Here is a 25,835-nt window from a genome sequence, read left to right on the forward strand (position 1 = left end):
GTGTCCTCACAGCATGCCCGGGTTGCCGAGGTCGGTGCCGTAGGTGTTGGAGCCGTAGACGAGGACCGAGCGGCGAACGCCGGTTTCCTCCACTATCTCCTCGTTGAGGCCGGCCCACATGCGGATCGCAAGCTGAGCGAGCGGCAATTCGTGCCGAGCGCGGTCCTGGCGACACCAGCCCCAATTGCCGCTCGACTGCTCGCCCGACACGACGCCCTGTTCGATGACCACCACTGGTGTGCCTCGGCGCGGGAGCTCGTAGGCGGCGGCAACGCCGGCCATGCCGCCGCCGATGACGACGACATCTGCACGGGGCGGGATTTTCGAGGCGCTTGCGACGGGGCTGACGGGAGGCAACATCTCTGGGCTCCTGCGGAGAATCGGCAGCGACTACCGGTTCGCTTCATGCCTGGCCACTTTAGAAGCCCGCCCTGGCTTTACGTGCCGAATGTGCGGGTTGATTTGGATGAATGTTGTGTATGTGGCCGCCTCTCAAGCGATTTCTATCGGCCGCCCTGCCGTATCTTGAGGCAGACGTGAATCAGATGCGACGCCATTTCGGTGCGTTTGGCATGAATTTTAAGTCCGGGGAGGAAGCGGGTGGTCGCCGGAAAATCGAGAGTTGTCGATAGCTTCGAGATGCGCATTGGCGATATCAACAATGCAGATCTCGAGCAGTTGCACGCATTGTCGATTGCTGTCGGCTGGCCGCATCGCGCTGAGGATTGGCAGTTCGCGCGAGAGGTCGGCAACGGCATCGTGGCGCTTGATGAAATCGATCGCATACAAGGCTCTGCGATGTGGTTTCCTTACGGTGCGCATTTTGCCACGATTGGCTTGGTCATAACCACACCGCGCCTGCAGGCCAACGGCGCCGCGAAATGGCTGATGGGCCATGTTCTGGATCGTGTCGGTGGACGCAACCTAGGGCTTAACGCAACTCGGGCCGCGCGGCGCCTCTATCGTTCTCTGAACTTCAGCACAGAAGCGCTCGTCTTCCAATGCCAGGGCGAATCGACCCTCCCGCCCGATGTGCAATCTTCGTCCGGTACGGTGCTCCGCGCGCTCGCGCCGACAGATCTTCAGGCAATCGCTGAATTGGACAGCGGGGCGTTCGGCGCAGACCGAAAGATGCTTCTCGCTCGATTGCTTGCATGTTCCGAGAGCGTTGGACTGATCCGCGACGGTAAGATCGAAGGCTTTTCGCTCTGCCGGCGGTTTGGGCGCGGCCGGGTCATCGGGCCGGTGGTGGCAGCAAATGACGCCGATGCGATCGCGGTCGTTCGCCCGCACGTGGCCAAACATGCAGGATCGTTCCTGCGCCTCGACACACGTGAGCAGGGCGGAGCCTTTTCCGACTTCCTGGCCCATTGCGGTCTTCCTGTTTACGACACCGTCACGACTATGTCGCGGGGTCGCCCGTGGCTTATTGGCCCGGGACGCCAAGCGCCGCGCGTGCCGAGAACATACGCTCTTGTTGGGCATGCGCTCGGCTGACACAAGTCAATCTCGGTAATCAGGGAGGAATATCCATGGCGATCGAACCGCTCGCCGACCCGAGTCAAGATTCGTTCATACGTATAGAGCAAGACTTGCTCGGGGACTTCGCCTTGCCGGCAGAGGTCTATTACGGCGTGCAGACGGCGCGTGCCTTAGACAATTTCCACATCACCGGTGTTACGCTTTCGCAATTTCCGCATCTCGTGACTGCGTTGGCGATGGTGAAGAAGGCCGCGGCCCGGACCAATCGCAGGCTCGGCATTTTGAGCGAGGCAAATGAACAGGCTATTTCATTTGCCTGCGACGAGATCATCGCCGGAAAGCTGCACGACCAGTTCGTCGTCGACATGATCCAGGGTGGCGCGGGCACATCGACCAACATGAACGCCAACGAGGTCATTGCCAACCGCGCCCTCGAACTACTCGGCTATGGCAAGGGCAAATACGCCGCCCTCCATCCGAACAATCATGTCAACCTCTCCCAATCGACGAATGACGTCTACCCAACGGCCGTGCGCCTATGCATTCTGCGAAGCTATGGCGACTTGGGGCGCCGGATGGACGAACTTCGCGTCGCGATGCAGGCCAAGGGCGACGAGTTCCGGCATGTCGTAAAAATGGGGCGGACCCAGCTTCAGGACGCCGTGCCAATGACACTCGGTCAGGAATTCTCGGGCTTTGCCACCACGATCGCAGAGGATATTGTCCGGCTCGATGAGGCTGTACACCTTTTTCGCGAAGTGAACATGGGCGCCACTGCGATCGGCACGGGAATAAACAGCCCTATCGGATATTCTGAAATAGTGGTCGCGGAGCTGTCGGACGTTAGCGGCGAGAAGCTGGTGCCTTGCCCCGATCTCATTGAAGCGACGTCTGACGCCGGCGCTTTCGTCAGTTTCTCGAGCGTACTCAAGCGCATCGCCGTAAAGCTGTCGAAAATCTGCAGCGACTTGCGCCTGCTTTCAAGCGGACCCCGAGCCGGCCTGGGCGAAATTTGCCTACCGGCCGTGCAGCCGGGTTCGTCGATTATGCCGGGTAAAGTCAATCCGGTAATTCCCGAGGTGGTGAATCAGGTCGCCTATCAGGTCATTGGGCACGACCTGACCGTGACATTTGCTGCCGAGGCCGGGCAGCTACAGCTGAACGCTTTCGAACCGGTGATCGCTTTCGACATCCTACAGTCCATGGCGATGCTCGGGCGCGCAATCGAGTTGCTTACAGAGCGATGCGTCAAAGGCATCACTGCAAATGGGCAACATTGTCGGGAGCTTGTGCAAAACAGTCTCGCTATCGTCACGGCCCTTAACCCGCGGATTGGTTACGAAAACGCTACACGTATTGCCAAGCTCGCGCAGACATCGGGGCGTCCCATTGCCGATGTTGTCTTGGACGAGGGGTTGTTGAATGCCGGCGAACTCAACGATTTGCTTCTTCCGGAAAACATGATCCGCGGCCAGTTTTCTTCCTGAATACCCTAAGCGGCGGCAGTTGGGGCACACCCATTCCCTTCTGTGACCAAGCGCGCCGCGAACAACACAATTCAAGGAGTATTTCGTGGCATCTAATTCTTATCCTGTGCTCAAGCCCGCCAAGAGCCGGACGCTGCTCGACAACGCGACCTATCTGAAATGGTACGAGGAAAGTGTGTCCGATCCGGACAAGTTCTGGGGCAAGCACGGCAGGCGCATCGATTGGTTCAAGCCCTACACCAAGGTCAAGAACACCTCCTTCAAGGGCAGGGTGCCGATAAAATGGTTCGAGGACGGACTGACCAACGTCTCCTACAACTGTATCGATCGCCATCTGAAGACACATGGCGAGAAGACCGCGATCATCTGGGAGGGGGACAACCCCTATATCGACAAGAAGATCACCTATAACCAGCTCTACGATCAGGTCTGCCGTCTCGCCAACGTGCTGAAGAAGCACGGCGTCAAGAAGGGTGACCGCGTCACCATCTACATGCCGATGATCCCCGAGACGGCCTATGCCATGCTCGCCTGTGCACGCATCGGTGCGATTCATTCGGTCGTCTTTGGTGGTTTCTCGCCCGACGCGCTTGCCGGCCGCATCGTCGACTGCGAGTCCACCTTCGTCATCACCTGCGACGAGGGTGTGCGCGGCGGCAAGCCGGTGCCGCTCAAGGAAAACACCGAAAGGGCGATCGATATCGCCGCCAAGCAGCATGTCATGGTCAACAAGGTCCTGGTCGTGCGCCGCACCGGCGGCAAGGTCCCTTGGGCACCAGGTCGCGACTTCTGGTACCACCAGGAAATCGCCACGGTGAAGCCGGATTGCCCGCCGGTGAAGATGAAGGCGGAGGACCCGCTCTTCATCCTCTATACCTCAGGCTCGACCGGCAAGCCGAAGGGTGTGCTGCACACGACCGGCGGCTATCTTGTCTATGCGTCGATGACGCATGAATATGTCTTCGACTACCGCGACGGCGACATCTACTGGTGCACGGCGGACGTGGGCTGGGTGACCGGCCACTCCTATATCGTCTACGGGCCGCTCTCCAACGCCGCCACGACGCTGATGTTCGAAGGCGTGCCGAATTTTCCGGATGCCGGCCGCTTCTGGGAGGTCGTCGACAAGCACAAGGTCAACATCTTCTACACGGCGCCGACGGCGATCCGCGCGCTGATGGGTGCCGGCGACGAGTTCGTCAAGCGCTCCTCCCGCTCCTCGATCCGCCTGCTCGGCACGGTCGGTGAGCCGATCAATCCGGAAGCCTGGGAGTGGTACTATCGTGTCGTCGGGGAGGAGCGCTCCCCCATCGTCGATACCTGGTGGCAGACGGAAACCGGCGGCATCCTGATCACGCCGCTGCCAGGCGCGACCGATCTCAAGCCTGGCTCGGCGACCCGTCCGTTCTTCGGCATCCAGCCGCAGCTCGTCGACAATGAGGGTAACGTGCTCGAGGGCCCGGCAGACGGCAATCTCTGCATCGTCGATAGCTGGCCGGGGCAGATGCGCACCGTCTATGGCGACCATGCCCGCTTCATTCAGACCTATTTCTCGTCCTATAAAGGGAAATACTTCACCGGTGACGGCTGCCGCCGGGACGAGGACGGCTACTACTGGATCACCGGCCGTGTCGATGACGTGCTCAATGTGTCCGGCCACCGCCTTGGCACGGCCGAGGTCGAGTCGGCGCTCGTCTCGCACCATCTCGTCTCGGAAGCCGCCGTCGTTGGCTATCCGCACCCGATCAAGGGACAGGGCATTTACTGCTATGTCTCGTTGATGGCAGGCGAGACCGGCAACGACGATCTTCGCCAGGCGCTCGTCAAGCATGTCCGTTCGGAAATCGGACCGATCGCCACGCCCGACAAGATCCAGTTCGCGCCCGGCCTGCCGAAGACGCGATCCGGCAAGATCATGCGCCGCATTCTCCGCAAGATCGCCGAGGACGACTTTGGTTCGCTCGGCGATACGTCGACGCTTGCCGATCCGGCGGTGGTCGACGATCTGATCGCCAATCGCCAGAATCGATCATAGCGCCAGGAGAAGCACTCATGAGAATCGTCATGTTAGGACCGCCGGGAGCGGGAAAAGGTACGCAAGCAGCACGGTTAGCCGATCATTTTGGAATTCCCCACCTTTCAACTGGCGACATGATCCGCCACGCGATCGCCTCTGGAACATCGGTTGGGATATCCGCCCAGGCTGCTATGGAAAGAGGCGAGCTACTGAGCGATGAACTGATCGTAACGTTCGTTGACGAAAGGATCAGGGAGGCCGATGCGTCGATGGGGTTCATCCTGGATGGCTTCCCAAGGACCCCCGGTCAGGCGTCGGCACTTGACGCTATCTTGGCGCAATCCGGATCCGCAATCGACTCGGTTCTGGAGTTAATGGTTGATCATGCCGTTCTTTTAGAGCGCATTCTGAAACGGGCCGAAGTTGCCCGGCTGAGCGGAAGAACAGTGCGCCGCGACGATAACTCAGAAGCCTTGAATGTCAGGTTGCACGCCTATGCGGCGGAGACCGCTCCGCTTTCAAAATATTACCAGGACATGGGTATACTCAAGGCAATCAACGGCTTGCAAGACGTAGATGCCGTTACTCAGAGTGCGCTATCTGTCCTCCGTAGCGGAAGGTCCAGCCCAATGACCGCGCCGACCTTGTCTTGACGAAGCGCGGATAGCCGGACAACCGAAGCCACAGCGAGGCTTTGAGCAACACGGTACTTGACCCGGTGCGCAAGTGGTGCCGGGATTTCCGGCCAAGCATGGCACTAGGGTCAGAGAAGACGCCGCGCCAATGATGATGGACGCCAGCATTTGGCGCGAGCAGCTAACGGCGTCTTTCATCAAGCCACTTGGGCGGCGCGATTGCTTCGGCGAACCATTCAGACTGATGAAGCGCGGTCCTAAATGCGCCCTGATGACGCTACCGGCAAGCTGTTTATCTTGCCGCTTCAGAGAACACCGTCGACGATAATCCTACCAGTGTTCGAAAAATTTCGCACAGGAGCACCTAGCCAGGTCGTAGCGTTAGCTTTCGCAGACGGCGGTGGAAATCATCGGAAAGTGTGTATTTGGGGAGTACTCGACATTTTCTGCTGCGTACCCGAGGCAATTATAATCGCACGTAGATTCAGGTAGTGCATTCTGGGAGATGAGCATGAGCATCGCTTCCCGCTTAACCAACGTGATCACGTTCTTGTCGATCCTGGCGGCCCCAGCTCACCATGTCCTACCGATTTTGAACATGAGCCTTCTTGACTCTACCCGAAGAGTATCAAGCTTTCGACAACCGATATACGGCGCGTGCCATGAGTTTAAACAGTAGAGAGGCAATGCATGAAAACCCTACTGCTGAAGAAAGAGGAAGTAAGCAAATTAATTTGCATGAACGAAGTCATCGGTACGGTGGAAGAGGCATACAAAGCCTTTAACAGCGATCAGGTGGAACAACCCGACTATATCGGGATGCATCTCCCATCGCCTCGTGGGGAAATTGACTTCAAGCTTGGCTACTATAAAGGCAATGAAGTGATCTCCATGAAAGCGTCTTCTGGAGGGTTCATTGATAACCCGACAGCACACGGCGTACCTAGTGGCATGGGGACCATCCTCCTGTTTGATGCCAGGAGCTGTGCGTTGATTTGCGTAATGGACGGAAGCTTGATCACCGGCCTCCGAACCGGCGCGGCTGGAGCCGTTTCCGTAAAAGCACTGGCAAGGAAAAATGCCAGGAAAATTACATCGATCGGGACGGGAAACCAGGCACGAATGCAAATCCGGGCGATCAATGAGGTTATGAAGATCGAAGCGATCCATGCATGGGACAGTCACCCGGATACGCTTTCCAAATACAAGACGGATATCGAAAGCGAATTTCGAATTCCTGTGATGTTGGCCAACTCCAAAAAAGAAGCGGTTGAGCAGGCCGATATCCTGATTACGACGACCCGCGGGAAAGGGTCGCTTGTGGAAGCGGATTGGGTAAAACCCGGCACGCACATCGTCGCGATCGGTACAGATCAACAAGGCAAACAGGAACTGGATCCGGAGATCTTCAGGGGTGCAAAGGTAGTCGTGGACTCAATCGCGCAGTGCACCGAAAAGGGTGAAACGTGGCATCCTTTGAATAAAAACATCATCACCAAAGACGACATCCATGGAGAAATTGGCGAGATATTGCTGGGCAGAAAGCCAGGAAGAGAAAATGATGATGAAGTGACCATTTTCGACGCCACAGGAATGGCCATACAGGACAATACTACGGCGAGCAAAATTTATCGGAACGCAATAGAGAGAAACGTTGGAACTTTCTTCGAGTTCTTTGCTTCATGATTGAAGAGACAGCGCAGACGTCAAAAGGCGCGCCAAGGGGGCAGTGCGCGGAACTCGTGAGCAAATCCTAGGCTCGGCCTCAAAAATCAAATCAACCATCGACCAAAACTTTCCTCTGATGTTCAAAGGAACGTGAAAGGCGGCAAGCATGCGCAACTACCCAACCATTCAGGACATTCGGGAAGCCCAGGAAAGGCTGGAATCCCACATCAGACATACGCCGTTATTGCGTGCGGACAAAATAGAGAAAGCCGTTGGTTGTCAGCTATATCTCAAACCCGAAACCCTGCAGATTACTGGCGCATTCAAAATCCGCGGCGCCCTGAACAAGGCTCTCTCGCTCTCGCGAGAAGAGATCGCAAACGGCATTATTGCGACGTCGTCGGGCAATCATGCCCAAGGGCTTGCTTATGCCGCCAGGATGCTGGGCGTAAAATCGATACTGGTCCTTCCGATCACCACGCCCAAAATCAAGGTCGAAAATACAAAAGCCCTCGGGGCAGAAGTCATTCTTTTCGATGGCGACACCGCCGCCAGATGGAAAAGGGTGTATGAAATCGCTGCAGAAAACAAATACGCGGCTGTTCACGCTTTTGAGGACCCCATCGTGATGGCCGGTCAGGGAACGATCGGGTGTGAAATACTGCAGGACCTGGACGATGTAGATACGGTCATCGTACCCGTAGGCGGCGGAGGCCTAATCTCGGGAATCGCGACCGCCATAAAAGAAACGAAACCATCGGTTCGCGTTATCGGGGCAGAGCCTGCCTTGACACCGAAGTATTTTCACAGCCGGATCAACAAAGAACGCACATCGCTTCCCTTGAAGAACACCATTGCGGATGGCTTGAGAATAAGCGTTCCGGGTCAAAACCCGTATCCGATTATCGAAAAGTATGTTGACGAGATTGTTCTTGTTGAAGACGAGCACATCATCGCCGGGATGCGCGCTCTTGCCAAGGATGCAAAATTGATCGCTGAACCAGCCGCCTCGATTGGCGTCGGAGCACTGTTGGCGGGCAGCATAGACGTCAAGCCCGATGAAAAAGTCTGTGCGGTGTTGTCCGGCGGGAACTGGGATCTACGCGACCTTGCCGAGATATACAAATCTGCTGAGTAAGCGGTTCCAGAACGGACTTGAAAACTCCCTACGATAGAAAATTCGAACTGGCTGTGAGAGCATTTCTGCACGTATTCGTCAGGAGCTTATTCACCGGGCTGAATAAAGGTGAGGCGCGATGGATCGGGTATTGATGTGCGGGCCTGTCAAACCGCCGCTTCCGCGCTCGCCCGACCAACTTCGATTGATCTACGTGGACTCCTCCGAAAGTTTCAGCGGACCAGCGAGGTGACGAGCTTCCAGTTTTGAGAGCGTGATCTCGCCGCCGCGGTCCTTGATCATGTCTCTATGAAATTCGCCTCTTACTGTATGATGCTTCCGTTCCATCTGTATGATGCTTCCGTTCCATTTTTGCCGGGGGGTGGGGGCTGACAACGGCGAGCGGCTCGCTTACCGCTTGCCAGGTTATCCAGGCGACTGGCGCCTATACATCGAGAGTTTTCGCTACGCTTGCCGGGATGCGCTTTAAAAAAGGCGTGCCGACGGCTGCAGGGCTGCGGGGAGAAGGGCGACGCGTACGAATTCACCTCCAGCCCTAGGCACAGGCGGCCGCTTTCCGTGGCGAAGATGGGTGCAGAGTGCATGTGTCTCGACCTCGATATGTTACGTTATTACATTCGTCAAATGGAAAGTTACGTGATAACATTATAGAGCCGTCACGAACGTCGACACGCATAAGCAGGCAGGGAGCGGTGACTTCTCGCTGCAACTGTGCGATGGGATGCGCATGATCACCATGCGGCGCATAGTAGGGGACGGGATAACGGCGACGGCGATTGCGCTGCTGTTCGCTTACCTGCTGCTTCTGCAGGCGCTTTTGGCAGGAACGTCGCAGGGAGCGATGGCGGCTGCCGCTGTCGACCGCGGGAAAACGCCCTCGGGCGGCGGCGCCAGCCGAATGCTTCACAAATGAGCGCTGTTTTCGGCAAGGCGCTTTACATAGGCAACATCATGGCAAGATCGAACGCCGTTTTGTGCTGCGCGGCGGACAAGGGCACTGCCAAATAACCCTCGGCGGTGCTCGGCGTCGACCCTCCTTCTATAACAGGGTCAGTTTACAGCCGCCGGCCTGCGATACGGCGTCGACTGCGTCGGTCTGTTCGCGCCGACGATCGTGCCGGCGTCAGGCGCGAGGAGATTGGCCCGTCGCGCGCAGGCAACAAGCGCCGTGCGAGCGATCTCTGCATCAATCTCACCCGCGAGTGCCGCTTTGCAGGCATTGAGGGCGATCGCGTGAGCCGGATTCCGCTTTGACGGCGGCCATTCGTTCAGCCAGGCATAGGCCTCTCTTACGCCGTGGATCTCAGCCGGAAATCCAAGGCCAACAAAGATTGTGACGGGTTGTCGAAAGCAATCGTGCTCCATCGTTCTCCTCCATTCACGCGACATCAAATTTGCGGGTGACGAGGCGCCCGGCAACGGTCATGCTCTGACCTCCTGACGCTGGAAGACGACATAAGCCAGGGTGAACAGCAGGATCATCGCAGCGACCAGTCCCGAAAGCTGCGGCCATACGACCAGCAGGCTTTGCACGGTCGGTAGCGGTGCGCCGGCGATCGCGCCTTGGACTTGATCGAAGAACAAAGGGCCGACCGAGCGCGCCGCGGGGTTCAGCAGCATCGCGGTGACCTCGCCGTAAAGGGTCTGCGGGGACAGCCGGGCCACGGCCTGCTGCGTTTCGAACTGCGTGACCACTGTCATCGGATCGAGCGGATCAATGGGGGCCAGCGCGCTTGCAAATAGCGGCGCGATCATGTCCCAGAACACCGCGAGCACCAGCCAGACCGACAGGGCAGCCAACGCCGAGGTCGCCGGCGAGCGGACCAAGGTCGAGAAGGCGATCGCCAGCGCCAGCCAGACACCCGCATAGGCAAGCGTCGCGGCCAGATACGCCACCCCCCGCACGATGTCGGCGGCCGACGGAGGCAGACCGAGGAACAGGATGCCGAGGCCTGTCATGAGCAGCCAGAGCGTCAGCAGCGCGATGGCGATGACAAGCAAGCCTCCGAGGAATTTTCCGAACAGCACCGCATCGCGGTAGATCGGCTGCGCCAGGAGCCGGCTCATTGTCCGCCGGGCGTATTCGCCGTTGACCGCGTCGAAGCCCAGCGCAATCGCCACCAGCGGCAACAGAAAGCCCAGCAAGGCGGCGAAGGACGGAAGCGGCTCGCGCGCCTCCGTCAACAGCTTCAGGAACAGGAAAGGATCCTCGGCTGTCGTCGCGGTGATGCGCCCGATCGCGCCATAGACGGCGCCGATCGCGGTGAGCAGAACGAGCAGCATGATCAGATGCATCCGCGCGCTGGTCATATGATCGGCCGCTTCCTTGAAGGCGATCGTTGCCGTGCCCTTGAAGGGTGAGCCTTCACGCGTCATGGACAACCTCCCGGAAATACCGATTATAGGCCTGGTCGAGCCGCGCCCGGCGCAGGTCCAAATTCTTCAGGGAACCTCCAGCCTCGACGACGAGGCGGGCGAGCTCCGGGCGAACGTCGCGTTCGGCCTCGACCAGCCAATGGCCATGGCGACTGGCTACGATCGACTTCACGCCCTCGGCCGACGTGCCCAGTTCGGAAAGGTCGATGCCATCGGCTTCGACATCGATTATGAATGCGCCTCCACCAATTTTATCGGCGAGCTCTTCGATTGTGCCGAGGAAACCGATCTTGCCGTTGCTAAACAAAGCGATGCGATCGCAGACCGTCTGCACCACGTTGAGCATGTGCGACGACAACAGGATCGTCATGCCGTCGCGGCTCAGCGCCTGGATCAGATCGAGCAATTCCTGGGTCGACTGTGGATCGAGGCCCGAGGTCGGTTCGTCCAGGATGGCGACGGAGCACTTGCGCATCAGAACTTCGGCCAGACCGAGCCGCTGACGCATGCCGCGGGAGTACGTGCCGACACGCCGGTTGGCCACCTCAGTCAGCCGCACCTTGTCGAGCGCCGCGGCAATGCGTTCCCTTGCAAGCTCGGAAGACATACCGGCAAGGCGAGCGGTATAGGCGAGGTTTTCTCTTGCGGACATACTGTCGTAAAATCCGACGGCGTCTGGCAGATAGCCTACCTCTCGCTTTACCTCGAGCGGCTGGTGCAGCGGGTCCTTACCGAGAATACGCACGCTCCCCTCGGTCGGCTCGGTCAAGCCCAGCAGCATCAGGATCGTGGTCGTCTTGCCGGCGCCATTTGGTCCGAGCAAGCCGACGACTTCTCCGGCCCGAACCGACAAATCGATTCCGGCAACAGCCACGGCGGAGCCGTAGCGCTTCACCAGTCCTTTTGCCTCTATGACCGTCGTGCTCATCGCCGTCCATACCTCATAACGGCCAGGCCGAGGACGAACACCGCGGTTGCGATGACGCCAAGCCCTGCCATGCCCCAAATCGTCGACGTATTGACGGTGACGCGGAACTGAGCCGACTTAGACACGGGTCCGCCGCTCGCGCGCACCGAGACCATGTAGTCGCCGGCTATTGCCTTTTCAGAAGGGGTGATCCTGACGTTCACCTGTCTCGTAGCATCGGGCCCGAGCAAATCGATGCGCTCAGGCTCGAATTCGACTTTCCAGCCTGACGGCGGGCTGGCCGACAGTTCGATGTCGTTCGCAGGCGCACTGCCATTGTTGGCGAGCGTGAACGGGAAGCTCGCTTCCTTGCCGGCCTCCGCCTGCCCGGAAAGGCGTTCCTGCGGGCCAGTCAGGGTAACGTCCGGCTGGCCGGTCACTTCGATACTGAGCTCAGTCGTGGCGCTGGTTCCACCACCCGCTACTTCGACCACGACCGGGTAGCGGCCAGCCGGCGCTGACCTCGGCGGTGTGACCTCCAATGCCAGGTTCTCGCTCGCCCCGGCCTCGATCGGCAAGCCTGTGATCTCTTCCGAGCCATAGCCCCTCTTGAAGCGCGACTGAAATCCCTGGGGCACATTGGCAGCCAGACTGAACAGGTTCTCTTCCGCGCCGTCGTTGGTGACTTCAATCTTGAAACTGAACGTGGAACTGCCCGTACCCCTCAGCGCCGGCAGCTCGGATTTCAGCTCCAAGCCACCCTCCGCCGCCTCCGATAGCTTCACCACAAGAGGAAGCTCGGCTGTCTGGTTTGAGTATCGCGCTTTCACACTGATCGGAACGCTTTCACCGCTGGCGCCCTCAGGCGGTGTCAGTTCCAGGTTGATTTCCTGTGTCGAATCTGGCGCCACGATGACAGCCGAGACCTCGCGGTTGCCGCCTTTCAGCGACCATTCCCAACCATTAGGAATGCCTGTAACATCAAGTGACGCCCGCTGCGGCGGCAGATTGGCATTGCGCAGCGTCAGCGGAATTGTTTCGGTTTCTCCCGGGCGGATCGCGAGTTCCGGATGCGGTGTCGTGAGCCAGAAGCCGGTAAGCTTGGCCACCCCCTGTTGCTGGTCCTGAGCAATAGCCTGTGTGCATGCAAATGTCGCTCCAAGGGCCAATGCTCCTGCAGTGATCCATCGAGCAATTGTCCTCATCTCGTTCTCCCTTCAACGTTCAACATCCACTCGCGGCGGCCGCTAACCGATCACCAGGAAGAATTTTGAGCCGCCGCGAAACAGATCGAGCGCAATCGTGCCGCCGGCGTCCTTTAAGGCTGCGGCGAGTTCCGCGACGGTTGTGATCGGCTGGCGATTAACGGCAACGATCACGTCGCCCGGCCGCAAACCCGATCGAGCGGCTGCGCTTCCGTCTTCAATGTTGGAAACAACCACGTTGCCGGCCGCATCCTGGAACTGCGCGCCCTCAAGGCGGGCGCCAATGTCGCCGGGGTTAGCGTTTGCTTCGTCCGGTTCGATGCGCATTGTCACCGTTTTGCGAACCCGATCGCGCAAGTATTCGATTTCGACTTCCGATCCGACCTGAGCCAGGCCGACACGATTCCGAAGATCTGCCGAGCCTGTGATCTTGCGTTTGTTGACGGCGATGATGACATCGCCAGCCTGAAGGCCGGCACGCGCTGCCGGCGAATTCTGCTCGACGCTTCCGACGACGGCGCCGGAAGCCTTCTCTATTCCGAGCGCTTCGGCCAGCTCCGGCGTCAGGTCCTGAATGGAAATGCCGATGCGGCCGCGCCGCACCTCGCCATGCTCGATCAGTTGCTGCATCACCGCGGACGCCATCGCGATCGGAACCGCAAAGCCGATCCCGACGTTGCCGCCGGCGGGCGCAATTATGGCGGTGTTGACGCCGACCAAAAGCCCGTCTGCCGTCACCAGTGCGCCGCCTGAGTTGCCGGGATTGATCGAAGCATCCGTCTGGATGAAATCCTCATAGCCCTCGACATTGATGCCGCCACGGCCAAGGGCGCTGACAATGCCGGAGGTCACGGTCTGACCAAGCCCGAACGGGTTGCCGATCGCGACGACGGAGTCGCCAACACGGAGCGCACTGGAATCGCCGAGCGGCAGTGCCTTGAGCTTGTCAGCCTCGATCTTCAGCAAGGCTATATCGGTTGCCTCGTCGCTGCCCACCAGCTCAGCGGGAAAGCGGCGGCGGTCCTTCAGGGTTACGACAACCTCGCCGGCGTTGGCGACGACGTGGTGATTGGTGAGGATAAAGCCTTTGTCGGCGTCAACGATGACGCCGGACCCGGCGCTTAGCCGTTGCTGCTGTTCCGGCAGGTTGAAATAACGACGGAAAAACGGATCGTTGTAGAGGGGGTTGGTTTCAGCGGAGACGCGAGACCTTACCGCAATGTTGACGACCGCCGGGGTGATCTCCTCCAGGACGTCAGCGAGGGATTGTTGGGTGCCTGGTGAAATGGCGGCCTGAGGCTGCGCCGCCTGTAGCGGCCCAGGAACCATAACGAGGACGAGCGCGGCGAATACGCCAACATATTTCGACGAACGCGTGGTCATTTTTGGCCCCGTTTTTTTCTAGATCCTCCTTCGGAGCCGGCTAACGGGCCTGGGTCCAGCCTGTCGGAGCCCCGTCTCGGACTCCCGCCAACCTGCTCCAAACCGATGTTTCGAACGCTTTGCCCATCGAGGGGCAAGGCATTCATTCACGGGGTCCGCGCCCGTCGGGCGCGGACCTATCGCTCGCGTTAGAAGTCCATGCCTCCAGGCGGCATCGGCGGAACCGGTGCTTCCTTCTTCGGCTTCTCGGCGACCATGGCCTCGGTGGTAATCAGCAGCCCGGCGACCGAGGCGGCGTCCTGCAAGGCGGTTCGAACGACCTTGACCGGATCGATCACGCCCTGATCGTAGAGGTCACCGAACTCATTGGTCTGGGCGTTCCAGCCATAGCCAAATTCGGATTTCTCGCGCAGCTTACCAACGATGATCGAGCCTTCGGCACCCGCATTCTCGGCGATCTGGCGCACCGGCGCTTCGATCGCACGGCGGACGATCTCGATACCATGTCTCTGGTCGGGGTTCTCGGTCTGAACGCTGTCCAGGGCCTTGACGGCCCGCAGCAAAGCGACGCCGCCACCGGGCAGCACGCCCTCCTCGACGGCCGCCCGTGTGGCGTGCATCGCATCGTCGACGCGGTCCTTGCGTTCCTTCACCTCGACCTCGGTCGAGCCGCCGACGCGGATCACCGCAACGCCGCCAGCGAGCTTGGCCAGCCGTTCCTGCAGCTTCTCGCGATCATAGTCGGAGGTCGTTTCCTCGATCTGCGCCTTGATCTGGGCAACGCGACCCTGAATCTCGCTCTTCGAGCCTGCGCCGTCGACGATCGTCGTGTTTTCCTTGTCGACGACGACCTTCTTGGCGCGGCCGAGCATGTTGAGCGTGACGTTTTCGAGCTTGATGCCGAGATCCTCGGAGATCGCCGTTCCGCCAGTTAGGATGGCGATGTCCTCGAGCATGGCCTTGCGGCGATCGCCGAAGCCCGGCGCCTTGACAGCCGCAATCTTCAGGCCGCCGCGCAGCTTGTTGACGACGAGGGTCGCCAGCGCCTCGCCCTCAACATCCTCGGCGATAATCAGCAGCGGCTTGCCGGATTGAACGACCGCTTCGAGCACCGGAAGCAGCGCCTGCAGGTTCGAGAGCTTCTTTTCGTGGATGAGCACATAGGGCTCCTCCAGCTCGACGCGCATCTTGTCGGGATTGGTGACGAAATAAGGCGAGAGATAACCGCGGTCGAACTGCATGCCTTCAACGACCTCGAGTTCCGTTACGGCGGTCTTGGCTTCCTCGACGGTAATCACACCTTCATTGCCGACCTTTTCCATCGCCTCTGCAAGGAAACGGCCAATCTCCGCGTCGCCATTGGCCGAGATCGTACCGACCTGGGCGATCTCGTCGTTCCTGGTGACTTTACGGGCGTTGCCGCGCAGTTCCGCGACCACGGCTTCGACTGCCTTGTCGATGCCACGCTTGAGGTCCATGGGGTTCATGCCGGAGGTGACGGCTTTCGCTCCCTCCTTGACGATCGCCTGGGCGAGAACCGTTGCCGTGGTGGTGCCGTCGCCAGCGATGTCACTGGTTTTCGAGGCTACTTCGCGCACCATCTGGGCGCCCATGTTCTCGAACTTGTCTTCAAGCTCAATCTCTTTGGCGACGGTTACACCGTCCTTGGTGATGCGGGGCGCACCGTACGATTTATCGAGCACCACGTTGCGCCCCTTGGGGCCCAGCGTGACCTTGACGGCATTGGCGAGAATATCGACGCCGCGCAGCATCTTCTCGCGGGCTTCGGTGTGGAATCTCACTTCCTTGGCAGCCATTTTTTCTACTCCTTCAATCGGTCGGGCTCGCTCAGGCGACCTTCTTCGCGGATGCTTCGCTCTCGATCACGCCCATCACGTCGGATTCCTTCATAATCAGGAGGTCCTCACCATTGAGCTTGATCTCTGTGCCGGACCATTTGCCGAACAGGATGCGGTCGCCCACTTTGACCTCGAGTTCGAACAGCTTGCCGCTGTCATCGCGTGCGCCCGGACCAACGGCGATGACCTCACCTTCCTGCGGCTTTTCCTTCGCCGTGTCGGGGATGATGATGCCGCCGGCCGTCTTTTCCTCGGCTTCAATGCGGCGGACCAGGATGCGGTCGTGCAATGGACGGAACATGTCGTTCTCCTCATTGACAAACAGGTTTTTAGAGGCTCCTCCGCGCCGCATCCGAAGAATCCGGCGCGGGGGCGTGCGATCCTTTCGGCATCACGCGCCAATCGATCTGGTTTCTGATTTTTCGAGTTTCAAGAGGGTGGTGCGATTTTTTTAGCACTCGCTCCTATAGAGTGCTAACTCTATGAAATCATATAGTCATTTCGCGCCGATCCCGCTCCAATAGTCTTGAGTACCCTCTTGACGCCGTAAAATGAAATCCCCAACTCATTGTCGTTGACGCCCATATGGGGTCGGCATGGTCAGGGGGCGCCGAGCTTCTTGGCGTTCCCTCGTATCTATGTTGCTCTACGGAGGATGTAGCTATGAGAACAAACCTCGACTTTACCCCCTTCTACAGGTCGAGCATCGGCTTCGACCGCATGTTCGACTTGCTTGAAAACGCCAGCCTCAACGCTGACAACTGGCCGCCTTACAACATCGTCAAACTCGGCGAAGATGCGTACCGCATTGTCATCGCGGTGGCAGGTTTTGCCGAGGACGAACTTACGATCACCCACGAGGCGAACATGCTCGTGGTCAACGGCGCCAAGTCCGAGGATAAGGAGGAAGAGTACCTCCATCAGGGCTTGGCCGTACGTCCGTTCGCGCGCAGATTCGAACTCGCCGATCATGTCCTCGTCGAGGGCGCGAAGCTCGAAAACGGGCTGCTCGTCATCAATCTCAGGAGGGAGATACCTGAAGAGATGAAGCCGCGTCGGATCACCATCCAAACCGAGACGACGATGCCCGCTTCGAAGCAGATCGAAGGCGAAAAGGCAGCCTAGACGGCGCGTACCGCTCGAACCCTCGCCTGTCGCCGAACAGGCGAGGGGAGGGCGACTGCGCCAAACCAAAAGGAGAGAATGAACCAAGAAAGGATGAAGCCATGAATGTACGTGACCTGATCCCGTGGAACCGTGGCAGCAGCCAGGTACCGAGCGTCTATCGCGGCGAAGACATGGATCCGTTCCTGTCGTTGCACCGCAATGTAAACCGTCTGTTGGACGACGTCTTCCGCGGCTTCGGTCAGCCATCGGCGTTCGGTGGCATGACCCCCTTCAACGGATCGTGGCCTACCGTGGAGGTCGAGGAGAACGACGACGAGATCCGCGTGATAGCGGAGGTCCCGGGCATCGATCCAGACGATGTCGAGGTGTTGCTGGACGATGGTGTGCTTACGCTTCGCGGCGAGAAGAAATCAGAAACCGAGGATAAGGATCGCCGATTCACAGAGCGCTACTACGGCCGTTTCGAGCGGCGGCTGGCTCTTGGTGGCCAGGTCGATGAGAACACGGCCGCCGCAACGTTCAAAAACGGCCTGCTCTCAGTGACGCTGCCTAAGACCGAGAAGGCGCGAGCCAACGTCAAGCGGATCAGCATCGATAGAGCCATATAATACCTCCGCCCGCCGACCGGGCACCGATTGCCCGGTTGGCTATTCTAGTGACGACAGCCGACGTCATGACGGAACTCCGCTTTCGACAGGAAAAATCTGGTTGCGCTGCCCGGAAGTTCGCAGAGCAGGTCAGCGACAGCCAGCACCCCGCGGCTGACAAGGACCAGCCACGGCCGAGCATCGATGCGGTAGCGCGCATATTTCGGCCCTCACGTTCCGTGATGACGTCAGCGCGCGTTTCTAGACGACCCTGGCTGCTGGTGTTCGAACGGAGAGTCCCGCCGACGATCGATCATCTCATGGGCTATACCGGCGGGAGTGATACGCTCACTCAGGTCGAACTGCGCTTCCCGTCTCGCGATGCCGCGGTTGCCTACGCAGAACGACAGAAACTCGACTACATCGTCCTGGATGACAGGAGCCGCTAGTGTTTAGGGGGAGTAGTAAATGGCTTTGGCCGAAGCGCTGTACTGTTCTTGGCGGCGAATGTTCGGTTCCCATCATCAATCCGGAACCGCCCGCCGCTGCAGCGGCGGGCGGTACTCTCGGATCATACATGGGCGTGGGGGTTCTGCCGATAGTCCCAGAGCGCCCAAGCCGACACGGCCGCGACCAGCACACCCAGGACCACATGGGTCCACATCGCGTTGATGTTGGTCGCGAATTGCAGCAGCCAGGGCGAGACGATCAGCCAGATCCCGAGCACCAGGTTGGCCCACTCTTCCCACTCGGCAAACGCCGCGAGCGCGGCAATTGCCAGAGCGCCAAGCACTATGCCGACGATCCATGCGTTCCACGCCGGCATGGTCTCAGGGGCGAACCTGATCACCCACGGCGAGACGAACAGGGCGACGCGAGCACAAGATTGAGCCAATCCTGTGCCTTCTTGCCCTCCATCAGTCCGTTTGCCATGACAACCTCCACGAATGAAGCTTGTTGACGGTGTTTTTGCGTGCTGCGCACGCTACGTAATATGATGTAATTTTGGGCAAATTGATCTTCAAGAGGATGACTCTTCGAGTGACAAACGGCCAGCATGGTTCCAAAGGTGCCCGGTAACCTGTGTCCTGGGCGGCAACCGAAGAGGAATGCGAAGGCTGGAAATAAAAAGAAATGGTACGTGGCCGCGCGCGAGGAGGAATACGAATAGGGGCACCAAGAGTGCCCCTTTCTCGCCATCCTAGGCGAGCGAGTGCTGACCGCCGGCGCCTGTCTTCGGCCCAAAGATTCCATCCGTGTCTGTCGACATGCCTGCATCACGGCAGAAGTCTAGGAAGGCTTCGCGCGCGATGGCCACTGGCGTCATTCGGTTTAGAGCGCGACGACACGTTTGAACGGCTCGGTTGTATTTGCTGCCTCGATTCACCCAATCCTCCTCGAGGAATTCGAGTGCGTCGTTGATAGAAGCAAAGACCTGGGGCGCCCCGTCCTTGACGCGGACGGTCACGGGCGTCATCCAAACTAATTCCGGGTTGAGCATGATGTCCTCCTTTCGCATTCACGCCAGATGAAAAAGAAGTGACGAAAATATCGGCGTCGAAATGGCGGATTTCAAGACTTTCGGCGGCGGCAAAGTATGTCTGTTTCGCGCGCAGGCACCGGACATTCCATGTGTGACCGGCCATCGGCCGCATTGGGTCGATTTTTAGCGTTGATCAAAGATCGGAGGAGGGTGGCAAGACAAGATTCGGCAGCTCGTCGCTTGGGTGCGGTGCAGCCAAATGGCCCAAGCATAGCTCGGCCATGCGGGTCGAAAGTGTCACGCTCAAGAATTAGCCATCGTGGACTGTCACTACAAGCGGCTGACACGTCGGAGAAGTCTCAGCAAGCAAGTTTCATGTTAGCCAACCTGGAAATCAACTCCCACGTGTTGGACTTTTCTGCGCGCCTGCCTTACCGCTTCAAGTGATTTGTAACGGTCGAGCCACTTCGATTCGTTTCGGGTTCTTATTCCGGCGGACGGGGAATATGACGACAGGCTGACCCGCGCATGATCGCGATCGATCATGCGCGCGGTTTAGGTCGGTCGGCGATTCCGTGCATACCGCTGAGTGATCTTCCCATTTCATACCCGCTTGGTTTAACGCACGTCATCGCCATACCGTGATGCGTCTCGCGATGTCTGTCGCGGATTAATCGGCGACCTTCCTGTCTATTCCACCTCAACTGCGGCGGGCATTCCGTCGCCGAGTCACGATGCCCAACGCCGACGCGGAAGGGTCACGGACGCAGTTTGCAGAGAATAGAATGTTCGACCGAAATACACGAAATGGAAGTGCCAAGCGCCACCAAACTTTCGCTCCTGATGTTCCGATCCCGACGATCGCATCCCACAATTGCTCTGGCCGGGTTGATGCGAGCCTGCGCGCAAAGCATGCTGTGAGGGTATGGGCAGAAAATTTGCGCTCGGGGCGCCGGCAACACTCCATTCTGATTGCGCCCTATTCCGAAATTGGTGCCGCGCCTCGCAAGCCGGCAGCCTCACCATCATCGTTGCTCTCAGGAGGGACCCCATGAGCGAACGCCCATTCATGCAGTTCTACGCGTCCGATTTCATCGGCGACACTCTGCACCTCAACACGGAGAAGATCGGCGCCTACATGCTGCTCTTGATGGCGATGTGGAACGCTGGTGGCAAGCTCCCTCGCGAACCGTCGAAGCTCGCGCTTATCGCTCGCATGAGCCTAAAAAAGTGGCGCACCATCGAGGCGGATTTGCTCGCGTTTTTCGAAGTCGGGGAGCACGAAATCTCCCACAATCGGTTGACGAAAGAGCTTCAGAAAAGCGAGAGGAAATCCACTTCGAGGGCCGCCGCCGGGGCGAAGGGAGGGGCAGCTAAGTCATTGAAAAACAAGCAGAGACCTGTAGCAAATGACACAGGGTTGCTCAGGCATTTTCCAGATACCATAACCAGTAAGAAATCTAGCGATTTCTTTTTGGGCGCTAGTGCGCAGAAAAAATCACCACGAGAAGAAATATTGAAGGCTTTCAGCGATGTCTGAGCTAGTCACCGACGACGTATTCAATCGGCTTCCCGAGCGGTACCAGAACCGCGCTCGGCAAATCGCCGCTCGAGTCGCGGAAATCGATTCTGTTCTTGCCCGGGCCCAGCCGACGGCAGTGCGCGACGCTGTGCTGCGCCTGCGCGGCCAGCTCCGCCCGCAGCCGGACATCGCCTTGACTGAGGTAGCCAGCGAGTTCCGCCTCGCATGCTCGGACTTGCCGGAGTGGGCGATATCGGAGACGACCAACGATTATCTCGGCGGGCGTGTCGAGAACCATACCGGCCAATTCATGCCCACCTGCGCCGAGTTTGCCCGGCATGCCCGCTGGATCATCCGGCCGTTCATCGCCGAGCGTGCCAGCCTTAAGAACGAAGCCGCGAGGCTGCTGCAACGCGCCGAGGACGAGGCGCGGCGGTTTCGGATCGAGATGGAGCGGGCCGACCCGAAGCTGAAGGAACGCACAGCCGCCCTCATGAGGTCAGTCCGAGCTAGCCCGGCTAAGGCTCACAGCGGGCAGCCCCACCAAGGCATCACCGACGAGATGCGGGAGAAGCTGGACGCACTCCGCAAGCCCCGCCCAGAGCAGCCGTCACGACTTCTTGAAACACGCGTGGTGAAGGGCGCGCGCAGTTTCAGAAGCGGTTCGTGAGCACCGCCCGGCTGATGTTCCTCTCGAGGGTGCGCACAACGTCGCCGCCGAGCAGATGGCCTATCGCCGCGAGGTTCAGCCAGACATCTGCGTGACGCCTAGCGAGGACGAGATGGCGGCGCATTCGATGACAGCAAAAAAAGACGCAGCGTCGGAGGTTTTTTCACACCTAAAGGAAGTCGGCAGTGCAGAGCCGGGAGCCAAAGCATCTGCAAGGCTGCGACAAATCGTTCTAACCCATTGATGCGATTAGCGCCGGACGTGGCGTGACGTTGGTCTCAGGTATTTGGTCCGCCCCAGGGAGTGGTTGCTTGATCTTGTTAGGAAGGCGGCCAGAGCGAAAGAAGGCCGCGTTCGCTAAACTCAAGCAGCCGCTCAGCGTCTTGTCACGCGGTTTGGCCCCAGAGGCAGCCGTCTGTCGCAGCGGATAAACCTGACCAGTCCGAATCTCACGAATTGGGTCGACTCACACTGGTTGATTTCCGGAGGGGGCTCTCGAAATCGGCGAAGACGCTTCCCCGTCGCCACAGGGACCGGCAGTGGCGCCAGTCCAGACACCGCCACTTTTGAATCGTCGGATGCCAACGCTAGCCGACGAACCGGCGACCAAGATATACGGGTGAAAAACAAGGAAGTCCAAGCCTACTTATTCCCTAAGGTCACACAGCGACATGGAATTGGTACAACCGCCTTGGCTCCCTTCCGTCCACTATCAACTAAGGAAAGCCGCGTCCCGTCCTACCTTCGTGGGCTTGGAGCAAGTGCGGACGTGGACCAAACGATGCAACCGGCCCACAGGTGGAGAATCAGAACGACCGCGAGACATTGCGGCGAATAGCTGTACCGCGCTTCTACTAAAGCATTGTGAGATCGACGCGCGGCGCATTGAGAGAAGTTCACGCCGTCTCAATGACTTGTGAGGTGGCCGGAGACCTGCGCCAGCCTCGCCGCAAGCCAATGCAATTATACCGGAACCTCATTTGTGTTCAAACCCAAGGGCGCGCAGGCTGCACCGCCTACCCGCACCCAAAACCTGCGTGCCTTCGTTGTCTGTGGGGCGTGGCGCGGCTTTCCGGTTCTGTGCGTCAAGTTCAGCAAATTGGGGCGGCCATGGCGCTGGTCATCAGGCGTGACGGAGAGCGAGCTTCTTGTGCTCTCTCAGGTCGTCCATGTTGATGTAGCGGTTGGCCTCCATCCAGTTCTCGTGGGTTTCGACGGCCGGCACCCCAACCAGGCGCAGGCAACTCTCGGCATTGGGGAAGATGCGCTGGACATGGGTGCGGCGGCGGATCTCCTCGTGTTGAGGTGCTTGTGATGCGTGCGCGGCAAGGCGGAAAAAGGTAAGCGTCTGCTCGGTGGCTTCCTCGACCCAGCCGGTCAGCGGCGGATAATTACCCGACCATTTGCCGAGCCAGCGGGAAAGTTCGGCCTTCGCCTCGTCGCGATCACGACGATCGTCGATCCAACGGCGTTCCTGCAGGCAATCATCGCCGTATTGCGCGGCAGATGATTGAGGGCATTCCAGGCCGCTTCCGGGATCACTTCGCCGATTGCCGCGACGAGCCCGGCATGGTCGTCGGAGACGACGGATTCGGCGCCCTTGAGGCCGCGAGCCTGAGCTTCAGCAGGAAGTCCTTCCAGGCCGAACGGCTCTCGCGACCGCCCATCTCGACGGAGAGGATCTGCCGCCGGCCGTCCCAATCGGTGCCGACGGCGATCAGCACCGCTTGGCTCCTGACGCCGCCGCCTTGCGCACCTTCTCGTAATGGGCATCGAGGATGATACAGGGGAAGGGGTCTTGAAGCGGGCCCTCTGCAAAGACCTTCAGGCTGTCATCGAGTTGCTTGTTGATCGCCGAGATCGACGAGGCCGAAAACGCATGCCCGCACAGCTCCTAGGTGATCGCCTCGACCCTGCGTGTCGACACGCCCTGCACATACATGTCCACCAATGGTGGCCACCACGCCCGCTCGGAACGCTGATAGCGCTCGAACAGTTCGGTCGAGAAGTGCACCTGCCGGTCCTGCGGCCCCCGCAGTTCCAGCTTGCCGACCGTGTCATCAGCGTGCGGCCGTAGGAGCCGGAGCGATAACCGAGCCGTTCCGGCGTTCGCTCGCCTTTCGCGGCTCCCAAAGCCTCGTCCATCTCCGCCTCGAGCACCTCCTGCATCACCGTGCGGATCACCTCGCAAAGACCATCGGGGGTTCGAAAGCAGAATGTATTTGAGCGCTGCTGGCGCTCTTACCTTGAATCTTGGTCATGGTGGCGTTCCTCGCAAGGGAATCAGGTGACGTGGACATCCCCAGCCTGCCATGACCGTTCCCTCTTAGAGAATTTGTAGAACCTTCAGTACACTACCAGCCTTCCTATATTCAGACGTTTGCGTGATTGCTTCGGTACCAGGAAGACATCAGGGCATGGTGTGGTGCGCCGCTGACGAATGCTCTCGTAAGCCATTCCTCGAGAAATTTTTTGCGGGTACCATTGCGGGCATGGACCAAAAAATGCCGCTTGCTCCAAGCGGTATTTCAATCGCTTACACAGACGTATTCGAAAGACTTCTTCTCCGCCATCTTATCGTCCGCCTATAGCGGCTCGCGGATTTTTCATTCCGACAAGGACGCTTTGCAAGGCGCTTAGTCTGCGCGTACACAAACGCTCCGTCCTTCCAGTCTTTCCTTTCATCGTTCACCTGTCCCGGCAAGTCGGCCGGTTCCCTGAAGAATCGGCGAGGTCCTTGGGCCCAAAAGATTCGCGAATCTAGCTTGTTGATTCTCCTGTGAATCGGCGAAAAAGCTCCCGCGGGCACTTCGCGTAGCGGCTCTTGGGCGACATCTTGTTTGTGAGAAGAGCGGGAGGCGGGACCGCGGATGCCCGGTTTTGCCCCCCTTTTCGGCCATTTTCTGCCCCTTTCTGAGACAGGCGGCTCGCTCCGCCTCCATGATAACCCCCTGTGACAAAAGGATTTTCTTAACGCTTTGTTAATTCTCTCGGGTGGTCTGAGGCGATTTTGTGTCGTTTCAGCAACAGGGATCAGGGAAGGGCAGCGCAAAGGAGGTGATCTGGTAAGTTGGTCGTTGCGTGCCCCACCCGGTTTTGTATTTTCAACTCCGGAAGCAAGGGCGGTTGATCGTCCGACTTCTTGAACGTTGGGGATGGGGCAGGGAACGCTGTCCTTCAGCAAAGAAACCCAGACCCGTTTGAAACTTTTGACTGGAGGTCAGAAATGAACATCAAGAGCCTTCTTCTCGGCTCCGCTGCTGCTCTCGCAGCAGTATCCGGCGCGCAGGCAGCCGACGCTATCGTCGCCGCCGAGCCGGAGCCCATGGAATACGTTCGCGTCTGCGACGCTTTCGGCACGGGCTACTTCTACATCCCGGGCACGGAAACCTGCCTCAAGATCGGCGGCTTCATCCGCGTTCAGGGCTCGTTCGGTCGTGACGAAGCTGACAGCCGTTTCGACCAGGGTGCCCTCGGTGGAAACAATCAGTCCACGTCGGACTGGGATGTCTTCTCCCGCGCTTACATCTCGTTTGACGCCAAGAGCGACACCGAGTACGGCACGCTCACCGGCTTCTTCGCTGCTGAGTTCAACGCCGACAACGACACCGACTCTGGCGACAGCGACTTCATCGACGTTGATGAAGCCTACATCCAGCTCGGCGGCTTCAAGGCCGGCTTCTTCTACAGCTGGTGGGATAAGGGTCTGAACGGTGAAACCGATACGCTCGGCAACTTCACCGAATTCAACTCGCTCGCTTACCTCTATGACGGCGGCACGTTCCAGGCCGGTATCTCGGTCGACGAACTCGAAGGTGCAAGCACCAAGGCTAACGGCGTTGGCGTTGCTGGTATCGTTTCGGCCACCCTCGGCGGCGTTTCCTTCGACCTGCTCGGCGGCTTCGACACGGAAGTTGAAGAAGGCGCGATCCGCGCTCTGCTTTCGGCTGACCTCGGTCCGGGCGTCTTCCAGGTCGCTGGTATCTGGGCATCCGACCCGAACGCATACTGGGCTGAATCCGAATGGACGGTTGCTGCTTCGTATCGCTTCAATGCGACCGACAAGTTTGCAATCACCCCCGGCGCCCAGTACTTTGGTAGCCTGAATGACGGCAACAACGGCTTCGGCAACGACGATGCATGGCGCGTTGGTGTAACGGCTGACTATCAGGTCACCGAAGGCCTCGCCACTCGTCTGTCGGTTCAGTACCAGGATGAAGACAACGGCGACGACGAAGTATTCGGCTTCCTCCGCCTGCAGCGTGACTTCTAATCTGGCCTGACCTCG

At 59.0% G+C, this 25,835-nt stretch carries 22 protein-coding genes and 2 pseudogenes; 13 read left to right on the top strand and 11 right to left on the bottom strand.

The features are described from left to right. Positions 1-6: 6 nt before the first annotated feature. Complete coding sequence (locus tag QN224_RS05310; protein ID WP_283975818.1) at positions 7-360, bottom strand: FAD-dependent oxidoreductase; 354 nt, start codon at positions 358-360, stop codon at positions 7-9. A gap of 279 nt (positions 361-639) precedes the next feature. On the opposite strand from QN224_RS05310, the gene QN224_RS05315 reads away from it, so the two are divergent. From QN224_RS05315 to QN224_RS05345, 7 genes are all read left to right on the top strand, one after another. Beyond that, positions 640-1,497: a GNAT family N-acetyltransferase gene (locus tag QN224_RS05315; RefSeq protein ID WP_283976102.1), complete on the top strand. Its 858-nt coding sequence runs from the start codon at positions 640-642 to the stop codon at positions 1,495-1,497. A gap of 35 nt (positions 1,498-1,532) precedes the next feature. After that, positions 1,533-2,969 carry an aspartate ammonia-lyase gene (locus tag QN224_RS05320; RefSeq protein WP_283975819.1) on the top strand — a complete coding sequence of 479 codons (1,437 nt, stop codon included), beginning with the start codon at positions 1,533-1,535 and terminating at the stop codon, positions 2,967-2,969. An 85-nt stretch (positions 2,970-3,054) separates the two neighbouring features. Beyond that, positions 3,055-5,004: an acetate--CoA ligase gene (acs, locus tag QN224_RS05325; RefSeq protein WP_283975820.1), complete on the top strand. Its 1,950-nt coding sequence runs from the start codon at positions 3,055-3,057 to the stop codon at positions 5,002-5,004. 17 nt (positions 5,005-5,021) lie between these two features. Further along, positions 5,022-5,639 carry an adenylate kinase gene (locus QN224_RS05330; RefSeq protein WP_283975821.1) on the top strand — a complete coding sequence of 206 codons (618 nt, stop codon included), beginning with the start codon at positions 5,022-5,024 and terminating at the stop codon, positions 5,637-5,639. 672 nt (positions 5,640-6,311) lie between these two features. Beyond that, complete coding sequence (locus QN224_RS05335; protein ID WP_283975822.1) at positions 6,312-7,307, top strand: ornithine cyclodeaminase family protein; 996 nt, start codon at positions 6,312-6,314, stop codon at positions 7,305-7,307. A 148-nt stretch (positions 7,308-7,455) separates the two neighbouring features. Continuing rightward, complete coding sequence (locus QN224_RS05340; RefSeq protein ID WP_283975823.1) at positions 7,456-8,427, top strand: threonine/serine dehydratase; 972 nt, start codon at positions 7,456-7,458, stop codon at positions 8,425-8,427. A gap of 727 nt (positions 8,428-9,154) precedes the next feature. Further along, the gene (locus QN224_RS05345) at positions 9,155-9,340 is read left to right on the top strand and encodes a hypothetical protein (RefSeq protein ID WP_283975824.1); all 186 of its coding nucleotides are present in this window, start codon (positions 9,155-9,157) and stop codon (positions 9,338-9,340) included. 137 nt (positions 9,341-9,477) lie between these two features. Here the strand turns inward: QN224_RS05345 and QN224_RS05350 are convergent, their stop codons facing one another. From QN224_RS05350 to groES, 7 genes are all read right to left on the bottom strand, one after another. Further along, positions 9,478-9,792, bottom strand: a complete 315-nt coding sequence (locus QN224_RS05350; RefSeq protein WP_283975825.1) for a DUF982 domain-containing protein — start codon at positions 9,790-9,792, stop codon at positions 9,478-9,480. Positions 9,793-9,849: 57 nt separating this feature from the next. Beyond that, positions 9,850-10,803 (bottom strand): ABC transporter permease subunit, encoded by a 954-nt coding sequence (locus QN224_RS05355; RefSeq protein WP_283975826.1) that lies wholly within the window; start codon positions 10,801-10,803, stop codon positions 9,850-9,852. After that, positions 10,793-11,731, bottom strand: coding sequence for an ABC transporter ATP-binding protein (locus QN224_RS05360; RefSeq protein WP_283975827.1), 939 nt, complete (start codon positions 11,729-11,731; stop codon positions 10,793-10,795). Before QN224_RS05360 ends, QN224_RS05355 begins: the two co-directional genes overlap by 11 nt. Beyond that, positions 11,728-12,915: an NEW3 domain-containing protein gene (locus tag QN224_RS05365; protein WP_283975828.1), complete on the bottom strand. Its 1,188-nt coding sequence runs from the start codon at positions 12,913-12,915 to the stop codon at positions 11,728-11,730. Before QN224_RS05365 ends, QN224_RS05360 begins: the two co-directional genes overlap by 4 nt. A 42-nt stretch (positions 12,916-12,957) precedes the next feature. Beyond that, complete coding sequence (locus tag QN224_RS05370) at positions 12,958-14,298, bottom strand: DegQ family serine endoprotease (RefSeq protein ID WP_283975829.1); 1,341 nt, start codon at positions 14,296-14,298, stop codon at positions 12,958-12,960. Positions 14,299-14,486: 188 nt separating this feature from the next. After that, on the bottom strand, positions 14,487-16,115 hold the full coding sequence (gene groL / locus QN224_RS05375) for a chaperonin GroEL (RefSeq protein ID WP_283975830.1): 1,629 nt from the start codon (positions 16,113-16,115) through the stop codon (positions 14,487-14,489). A 31-nt stretch (positions 16,116-16,146) separates the two neighbouring features. Next, positions 16,147-16,458 carry a co-chaperone GroES gene (gene groES, locus QN224_RS05380; RefSeq protein WP_283975831.1) on the bottom strand — a complete coding sequence of 104 codons (312 nt, stop codon included), beginning with the start codon at positions 16,456-16,458 and terminating at the stop codon, positions 16,147-16,149. A gap of 362 nt (positions 16,459-16,820) precedes the next feature. Here groES and QN224_RS05385 point away from each other — a divergent pair, with 362 nt between their 5' ends. From QN224_RS05385 to QN224_RS33840, 3 genes are all read left to right on the top strand, one after another. Beyond that, positions 16,821-17,282, top strand: coding sequence for an Hsp20 family protein (locus QN224_RS05385; RefSeq protein ID WP_283975832.1), 462 nt, complete (start codon positions 16,821-16,823; stop codon positions 17,280-17,282). Between the two features lie 101 nt (positions 17,283-17,383). Beyond that, positions 17,384-17,893: an Hsp20/alpha crystallin family protein gene (locus QN224_RS05390; protein ID WP_283975833.1), complete on the top strand. Its 510-nt coding sequence runs from the start codon at positions 17,384-17,386 to the stop codon at positions 17,891-17,893. A gap of 65 nt (positions 17,894-17,958) precedes the next feature. After that, positions 17,959-18,321: an NADH dehydrogenase ubiquinone Fe-S protein 4 gene (locus QN224_RS33840; protein WP_336621103.1), complete on the top strand. Its 363-nt coding sequence runs from the start codon at positions 17,959-17,961 to the stop codon at positions 18,319-18,321. A gap of 122 nt (positions 18,322-18,443) precedes the next feature. Here the strand turns inward: QN224_RS33840 and QN224_RS05400 are convergent. Together QN224_RS05400 and QN224_RS05405 are read right to left on the bottom strand one after the other, a co-directional pair. Next, a pseudogene (locus QN224_RS05400) lies at positions 18,444-18,805 on the bottom strand (SPW repeat protein). Positions 18,806-19,073: 268 nt separating this feature from the next. Further along, the gene (locus tag QN224_RS05405) at positions 19,074-19,373 is read right to left on the bottom strand and encodes a DUF982 domain-containing protein (RefSeq protein ID WP_283975834.1); all 300 of its coding nucleotides are present in this window, start codon (positions 19,371-19,373) and stop codon (positions 19,074-19,076) included. Positions 19,374-20,406: 1,033 nt separating this feature from the next. On the opposite strand from QN224_RS05405, the gene QN224_RS05410 reads away from it, so the two are divergent. Further along, positions 20,407-20,895 (top strand): DUF1376 domain-containing protein, encoded by a 489-nt coding sequence (locus tag QN224_RS05410; RefSeq protein ID WP_283975835.1) that lies wholly within the window; start codon positions 20,407-20,409, stop codon positions 20,893-20,895. Next, on the top strand, positions 20,888-21,547 hold the full coding sequence (locus QN224_RS05415) for a hypothetical protein (RefSeq protein WP_283975836.1): 660 nt from the start codon (positions 20,888-20,890) through the stop codon (positions 21,545-21,547). Before QN224_RS05410 ends, QN224_RS05415 begins: the two co-directional genes overlap by 8 nt. Positions 21,548-22,670: 1,123 nt before the next feature. Here QN224_RS05415 and QN224_RS05420 read toward each other — a convergent pair. Next, positions 22,671-23,716 (bottom strand): annotated as a pseudogene (locus QN224_RS05420) (IS256 family transposase). Positions 23,717-24,773: 1,057 nt separating this feature from the next. Between QN224_RS05420 and QN224_RS05425 the strand changes: the two are divergent. After that, complete coding sequence (locus QN224_RS05425) at positions 24,774-25,820, top strand: porin (RefSeq protein ID WP_269276991.1); 1,047 nt, start codon at positions 24,774-24,776, stop codon at positions 25,818-25,820. The last annotated feature ends 15 nt before the right edge of the window (positions 25,821-25,835 follow it).

The sequence above is a fragment of the Sinorhizobium sp. 7-81 genome, from assembly GCF_030124405.1.
GTDB lineage: Bacteria > Pseudomonadota > Alphaproteobacteria > Rhizobiales > Rhizobiaceae > Sinorhizobium > Sinorhizobium psoraleae.

Coding starts and splice junctions, on each gene's coding strand:
- QN224_RS05310 (WP_283975818.1), bottom strand. CDS start 360: ATGTTGCCTCCCGTCAGCCCCGTCGCAAGCGCCTCGAAAATCCCGCCC.
- QN224_RS05315 (WP_283976102.1), top strand. CDS start 640: ATGCGCATTGGCGATATCAACAATGCAGATCTCGAGCAGTTGCACGCA.
- QN224_RS05320 (WP_283975819.1), top strand. CDS start 1,533: ATGGCGATCGAACCGCTCGCCGACCCGAGTCAAGATTCGTTCATACGT.
- QN224_RS05330 (WP_283975821.1), top strand. CDS start 5,022: ATGAGAATCGTCATGTTAGGACCGCCGGGAGCGGGAAAAGGTACGCAA.
- QN224_RS05335 (WP_283975822.1), top strand. CDS start 6,312: ATGAAAACCCTACTGCTGAAGAAAGAGGAAGTAAGCAAATTAATTTGC.
- QN224_RS05340 (WP_283975823.1), top strand. CDS start 7,456: ATGCGCAACTACCCAACCATTCAGGACATTCGGGAAGCCCAGGAAAGG.
- QN224_RS05345 (WP_283975824.1), top strand. CDS start 9,155: ATGATCACCATGCGGCGCATAGTAGGGGACGGGATAACGGCGACGGCG.
- QN224_RS05350 (WP_283975825.1), bottom strand. CDS start 9,792: ATGGAGCACGATTGCTTTCGACAACCCGTCACAATCTTTGTTGGCCTT.
- QN224_RS05355 (WP_283975826.1), bottom strand. CDS start 10,803: ATGACGCGTGAAGGCTCACCCTTCAAGGGCACGGCAACGATCGCCTTC.
- QN224_RS05360 (WP_283975827.1), bottom strand. CDS start 11,731: ATGAGCACGACGGTCATAGAGGCAAAAGGACTGGTGAAGCGCTACGGC.
- QN224_RS05365 (WP_283975828.1), bottom strand. CDS start 12,915: ATGAGGACAATTGCTCGATGGATCACTGCAGGAGCATTGGCCCTTGGA.
- QN224_RS05370 (WP_283975829.1), bottom strand. CDS start 14,298: ATGACCACGCGTTCGTCGAAATATGTTGGCGTATTCGCCGCGCTCGTC.
- groL (WP_283975830.1), bottom strand. CDS start 16,115: ATGGCTGCCAAGGAAGTGAGATTCCACACCGAAGCCCGCGAGAAGATG.
- groES (WP_283975831.1), bottom strand. CDS start 16,458: ATGTTCCGTCCATTGCACGACCGCATCCTGGTCCGCCGCATTGAAGCC.
- QN224_RS05385 (WP_283975832.1), top strand. CDS start 16,821: ATGAGAACAAACCTCGACTTTACCCCCTTCTACAGGTCGAGCATCGGC.
- QN224_RS05390 (WP_283975833.1), top strand. CDS start 17,384: ATGAATGTACGTGACCTGATCCCGTGGAACCGTGGCAGCAGCCAGGTA.
- QN224_RS33840 (WP_336621103.1), top strand. CDS start 17,959: ATGACGGAACTCCGCTTTCGACAGGAAAAATCTGGTTGCGCTGCCCGG.
- QN224_RS05405 (WP_283975834.1), bottom strand. CDS start 19,373: ATGCTCAACCCGGAATTAGTTTGGATGACGCCCGTGACCGTCCGCGTC.
- QN224_RS05410 (WP_283975835.1), top strand. CDS start 20,407: ATGAGCGAACGCCCATTCATGCAGTTCTACGCGTCCGATTTCATCGGC.
- QN224_RS05415 (WP_283975836.1), top strand. CDS start 20,888: ATGTCTGAGCTAGTCACCGACGACGTATTCAATCGGCTTCCCGAGCGG.
- QN224_RS05425 (WP_269276991.1), top strand. CDS start 24,774: ATGAACATCAAGAGCCTTCTTCTCGGCTCCGCTGCTGCTCTCGCAGCA.